Consider the following 5,470-nt stretch of genomic DNA (forward strand, 5'->3'; position numbering starts at 1 on the left):
ATCACGAGCACGATCACGGACACGAGCACGAGCACGAGCACGAGCACGATCACGGACACGATCACGGGCACGGGCACGGGCACGATCACGGGCACGACCACGCCCACGATCACGCGCATGGGCACCACCATGACGGCGCCGATCCCCATGCCTGGCTCGATCCGCTGCCGATCGCCCCGCTGCTGCGCGAGTTTCATCCCGGTTTTGGCTGGACCGGCGACTTGGAACTGGGGGCCTCCCTGCGGCTGCGCAGCGCGCCCAGCTTCCAGGCCGACCTGGAGATCGCCCGCGTGCGCGGCGACCTGCGGGTGGAGGAAGCCGGCGGCCTGGTCGAGCGGCTCGACCTCACCGAGCTGCGCCTGGCCCTGCAAGCCCGCGACGGCCGCTGGCGCTTCACCCAGGCCATGGCCGGGGCCAACTTGGGCCGCCTGTCGGGCGAGCAGACGGTGCTGGCCGGGCCACAGGATTGGTGGCCCTCGCCCGACGCCGCGCTGCGCGGACGCCTGCAGGCCGACGTGGACAACCTCGGCGCCTGGGCCGCATGGGTGCCCGCGGGCTGGCGGCTGGGCGGACAGATGCAGTTGCGCGCCGACCTCGGCGGGCGCCTGGGCGCTCCGGAGTACACCGGCGAGGTGCGCGCCCGGGCGGTGGAGGCCCGCAACCTGCTGCAAGGCATCCACCTGCGCGACGGGGAACTGCACCTCGTGATGCGCGGGGCGACGGCGCGCATCGAGACCCTGCGCGCACGCGGCGGCGAGGGCGAGGTGCAGCTCACCGGAGGGGCCCAGTTCGGCGAGCGCGCGCGGGCGCAGCTGCAACTGCGAGCCGAGCGCTTCACCGTTCTCGGCCGTGTGGACCGCCGCGTGGTCGTCAGCGGTAGCGGCCGCGTGATCCTGGAGGCCGATCGCCTGCAGGCCGACGGCGACTTCCGCATCGACGAAGGCCTGATCGACATCTCGCGCTCGGATGCGCCCACCCTGTCCGATGACGTGGTGGTGCGGCGCACCGAGGTGCGCGAAGACGAGGCGCCGCGCCGCATGGCGCCACCCCGGCGGGCCGTGGCCCTCAACCTGCGGCTGGACGCCGGCGAGCGGCTGCGGCTGCGCGGCCGGGGCCTGGACACGCGACTGGCCGGGGCGTTGCGCCTGACCACCCCGGCAGGGCGCCCCGCGCTGCATGGCGACATCCGCGCCGTGGACGGCACCTACGCCGCCTACGGCCAGAAGCTCACGATCGAAAAGGGCGTGATCAGCTTCGTCGGCACGCCGGACAATCCGCGCCTGGACATCGAGGCGACTCGGCCGAACACCGACATCCGCGTGGGCGTGGCCATCACCGGGACGGCCGAGAACCCGCGCGTGCGCCTGTTCTCCGAGCCCGAGATGAGCGAGACCGACAAGCTCTCTTGGCTGGTGCTGGGCCGGGGCAGCGGTCAGCTCGCCCGCGCGGAGGCCGCGCTGCTGCAACGCGCTGTGCTGGCCCTGGTCTCGGGTGAGGGCGACTCGCCCGCCGGCAACCTCACCCGCGCGATCGGCCTGGACGAGCTTTCGGTGCGCCAGGAGGACAGCGCCGGCGTGGCCGAGACCATCGTGAGCGTGGGCAAGCAGATCTCACGGCGCTGGTACGTGGGCTACGAACGCTCGCTCAACGCCACCAGCGGAAACTGGCAGCTCATCTACCGCATCGCGCAGCGCTTCACCGTGCGCGCCCAGGCCGGCGTCGAGGAAAACGCCCTGGACTTCATCTGGACCTGGCGCTGGTGAAGCCGTTCCCATTCATGGGACAATGCGCGCCGGCGTCCCGCCGTAGTTCAATGGATAGAACGAGCGCCTCCTAAGCGCTAGATGTGGGTTCGATTCCCGCCGGGGGGACCAGCCCCAGCGCCCGCGTTCAGGGCTCGGCTGCGGGCTTGCGCTTGCCCGCCGACGGCGCGCAGCGCGCCCACCACTGCCCCTCGAACTGGCCCTGCAGCCACTCGATGAACCGGCTCACCTTGGCCGGCACCATGCGCGGCGAGGGGTAGACGGCGTGGATCTCCTGCTGGGGCAGTTGCCAGCCGTCCAGCAGCGCCTTGAGCGCACCGGTACGCAGCGATTCGTGGGCCACGTAGCGCGGCAGCGCCGCCACACCAAAGCCCTCGCGCGCCGCCGCCAGCAGCATCGACAGGTTGTTCGATCGCAGGTTGCCGCGCACCTCGACCGACACCGCCTGGCCCCGCGCGCCGGTGAAATGCCAGCGCGCATCACCCTGCACCGTGCTGTAGATCAGCGCGCGGTGCTGGTGCAGCTCGCGGGGGGTCCTGGGCAGGCCATGTTCGTCGAGATAGGCGGGCGAGGCCACCACCACCCAGGGGTTGAGGCCCAGGTAGCGAGCGCCCAGCGTGGAATCGGCCAGGCGACCCATGCGGATGGCCACGTCCACGCCGAGTTCCACCAGGTCCACGTAGCGGTCGTCACAGCTCAGATCGACGAGAAGTTGCGGGTTCATGCGCATGAACTGCATCACCAGCGGCGCCAGCACGCGCCGGCCGAAGGCCACCGAGGTGTTGATGCGCAAGGCGCCCTGCACCTGCGTCTGCAACAGCGTGGCCACCGATTCGGCTTCCTCGATGTGGTGGGCAATGAGCTTGCACTTCTCGTAGTAGAGCAGCCCGATCTCGGTGGGCGTGACGCCATGGGTGGAGCGGTGCAGCAGCCGGGCACCGAGCTGGGCCTCCATGCGCCGCACCTGCTTGGTCGCGGCCGGTTGGCCGATGCCCAGTTCGGCCGCGGCCTTGCTGAACGAACCGAGATCGACCACGCGCACGAACAGACGGATGGCTTGCAGACGTTCCATGCGTGCTATTCCACCATGGAATAAGCGAAATGCGCCAGCGCCGTCTTCCGGGGCCGCCCCTTGCACGCCACCATCGGCACCAGTTCCCAGTCCCTTCGGTCACAGGAGATCGACATGCCCAAGATGAAAGCGGCGATGGCCGCCGTGCTGGTGATGGAAAAGGAAGGCGTCACGCAGGCCTTCGGCGTGCCCGGCGCTGCCATCAACCCCCTGTATGCCCAGCTGCGTGAGCGAGGCACCATCGGGCACATCCTTGCGCGCCACGTGGAAGGGGCCTCGCACATGGCCGAGGGCTACACCCGCGCCGCCCCGGGCCACATCGGCGTGTGCATCGGCACCTCGGGCCCGGCCGGCACCGACATGATCACCGGCCTGTATTCGGCCCAGGCCGACTCCATCCCCATCCTGTGCATCACCGGCCAGGCACCGCGGGCGCGGCTGCACAAGGAGGACTTCCAGGCCGTGGACATCGCTTCCATCGCGCGGCCCGTCACCAAGTGGGCCACCACGGTGCTGGAGCCGGCCCAGGTGCCGCGCGCCTTCCAGCAGGCCTTCCACCTGATGCGTTCGGGCCGCCCGGGCCCAGTGCTGATCGACCTGCCCTTCGACGTGATGCAGGCCGAGATCGAGTTCGACATCGACACCTACGAGCCGCTGCCGGTCTACAAGCCCGCGGCGACACGCAAACAGATCGAGAAAGCCCTGGAGATGCTGTCCAGCGCCGAGCGCCCGCTGATCGTGGCCGGCGGCGGCATCATCAATGCCGACGCCTCGGACCTGCTGGTGGCCTTTGCCGAGCTCACCGGCATCCCGGTGATCCCCACGCTGATGGGCTGGGGCAGCATCCCGGACGATCACCCGCTGATGGCCGGCATGTGCGGCCTGCAGACGAGCCACCGCTATGGCAATGCCAACCTGCTGGCCAGTGACTTCGTGCTGGGCATCGGCAACCGCTGGGCAAACCGCCACACCGGCTCACCCGAGGTTTACTGTAAGGGCCGCCGCTTCATCCACGTGGACATCGAGCCCACCCAGATCGGCCGGGTCTTCGCGCCCGACTACGGCGTCGTCTCCGACGCCCGGGCCGCGCTCGAGCTGTTCGTGGCGGTGGCGCGAGAGTGGCAGGCCGCCGGCCGCCTGAAGGACCGCTCAGCCTGGGCCGCCGAATGCCGCGCCCGCAAGGCCTCGCTGGCTTACCTGCGCAAGACGAACTTCGACACCGTGCCGATGAAGCCGCAGCGCGTGTACCAGTGCATGAACGAGGCCTTCGGCCGGGACGTGACCTACGTCTCCACCATCGGCCTGAGCCAGATCGCCGCTGCGCAGTTCCTGCACGTCTACGGCCCGCGGCGCTGGATCAACTGCGGGCAGGCCGGCCCGCTGGGCTGGACCGTGCCGGCCGCGCTGGGCGTGCGCGCGGCCGACCCCAAGCGCCCCATCGTGGCCCTGTCGGGCGATTACGACTTCCAGTTCATGATCGAGGAGCTGGCCGTGGGTGCACAGTTCAAGCTGCCCTACCTCCACATCCTGGTCAACAACAGCTACCTGGGGCTGATTCGCCAGGCGCAGCGCGGGTTCGACATGGACTACTGCGTGCAGCTCGGCTTCGAGAACATCAATGCCCCGGCCAGCGAGGCGGCCGCACAGGGTTACGGGGTGGACCATGTCAAGGTGGTCGAGGGCCTGGGCTGCAAGGCGCTGCGCGTGCACCGCGCCGAGGAGCTCGTGCCGGCGATCCGGCAGGCCCAAGCGTGGATGGCACAGCACCAGGTGCCGGTGGTCATCGAGGTGATCCTCGAGCGCGTCACCAACATTGCCATGGGCACCGAGATCGACCACATCGTCGAGTTCGAGGACCTGGCTGCGCAAGCGGCCGACGTGCCCACCGCCGTGGCCCTGCTGGATTGAAGGAGAGACCGACATGCCCCGTTTTGCGGCCAACCTCAGCATGCTCTTCACCGAGCACCCCTTCCTCGACCGCTTCGAAGCCGCAGCACGCGCAGGCTTCCAGGCCGTGGAGTTCCTGTTCCCGTATGCACACGACGCGCAGGAGATCCGTGCCCGGCTGCAGGCCCATCGCCTGACGCTGGTGCTGCACAACCTGCCCGCCGGCGACTGGGAGGCCGGCGAGCGCGGCATCGCCTGCCACCCCGATCGCGTGGCCGAGTTCCGTGAGGGCGTGGAGCGTGCCCTGGACTGTGCCCGCGTGCTCGGCGTGAGACAGCTCAACTGCCTGGCCGGCAAAGCCCCGGCCGGCGTGGACGAGGCGGTGCTGCACCACACCCTGGTGGACAACCTGCGCCATGCCGCCCAGCGATTGCGCACGGCCGGGCTGCGCCTGCTCGTCGAGCCCATCAACCGCTACGACATCCCCGGCTTCTACCTGAACCGCACCCAGCAGGCCCTGGACCTGATCGACGAGGTCGGCGCAGACAACCTCTATCTGCAGTACGACGTCTACCACGCCCAGCGCACCGAAGGGGAGCTGGCCGCCACGCTGCAGCGCCACCTGCCGCGCATTGCGCACATCCAGGTGGCCGACAACCCGGGCCGTCATGAGCCCGGCACCGGCGAGATCGCCTACGGCTTCCTCTTCGAGCACCTCGACCGCATCGGCTATGACGGCTGGGTGGGC

General features: G+C 69.9%; 4 protein-coding genes and 1 tRNA gene. 4 read left to right on the plus strand and 1 reads right to left on the minus strand.

Annotation, left to right across the window (positions count from 1 at the left end):
• Positions 1–221: 221 nt before the first annotated feature.
• Together ACK42S_RS15325 and ACK42S_RS15330 are read left to right on the plus strand one after the other, a co-directional pair.
• Positions 222–1,763, plus strand: a complete 1,542-nt coding sequence (locus ACK42S_RS15325; RefSeq protein ID WP_409709441.1) for a translocation/assembly module TamB domain-containing protein — start codon at positions 222–224, stop codon at positions 1,761–1,763.
• A gap of 36 nt (positions 1,764–1,799) precedes the next feature.
• A tRNA-Arg gene (locus ACK42S_RS15330) sits at positions 1,800–1,874 on the plus strand.
• Between the two features lie 16 nt (positions 1,875–1,890).
• On the opposite strand, the gene ACK42S_RS15335 is transcribed toward ACK42S_RS15330, so the two are convergent.
• The gene (locus tag ACK42S_RS15335) at positions 1,891–2,835 is read right to left on the minus strand and encodes a LysR family transcriptional regulator (RefSeq protein WP_409709444.1); all 945 of its coding nucleotides are present in this window, start codon (positions 2,833–2,835) and stop codon (positions 1,891–1,893) included.
• A gap of 114 nt (positions 2,836–2,949) precedes the next feature.
• Here ACK42S_RS15335 and gcl point away from each other — a divergent pair, with 114 nt between their 5' ends.
• Positions 2,950–4,743, plus strand: coding sequence for a glyoxylate carboligase (gcl, locus tag ACK42S_RS15340; protein ID WP_409709446.1), 1,794 nt, complete (start codon positions 2,950–2,952; stop codon positions 4,741–4,743).
• Positions 4,744–4,756: 13 nt separating this feature from the next.
• Positions 4,757–5,470, plus strand: a 714-nt coding sequence (gene hyi, locus ACK42S_RS15345; RefSeq protein WP_409709449.1) for a hydroxypyruvate isomerase, incomplete at its 3' end; no start/stop codon positions are given.

It is taken from the genome of Caldimonas sp. (assembly GCF_046289365.1).
In the GTDB taxonomy this organism is placed as follows: Bacteria; Pseudomonadota; Gammaproteobacteria; order Burkholderiales; family Burkholderiaceae_C; genus Caldimonas.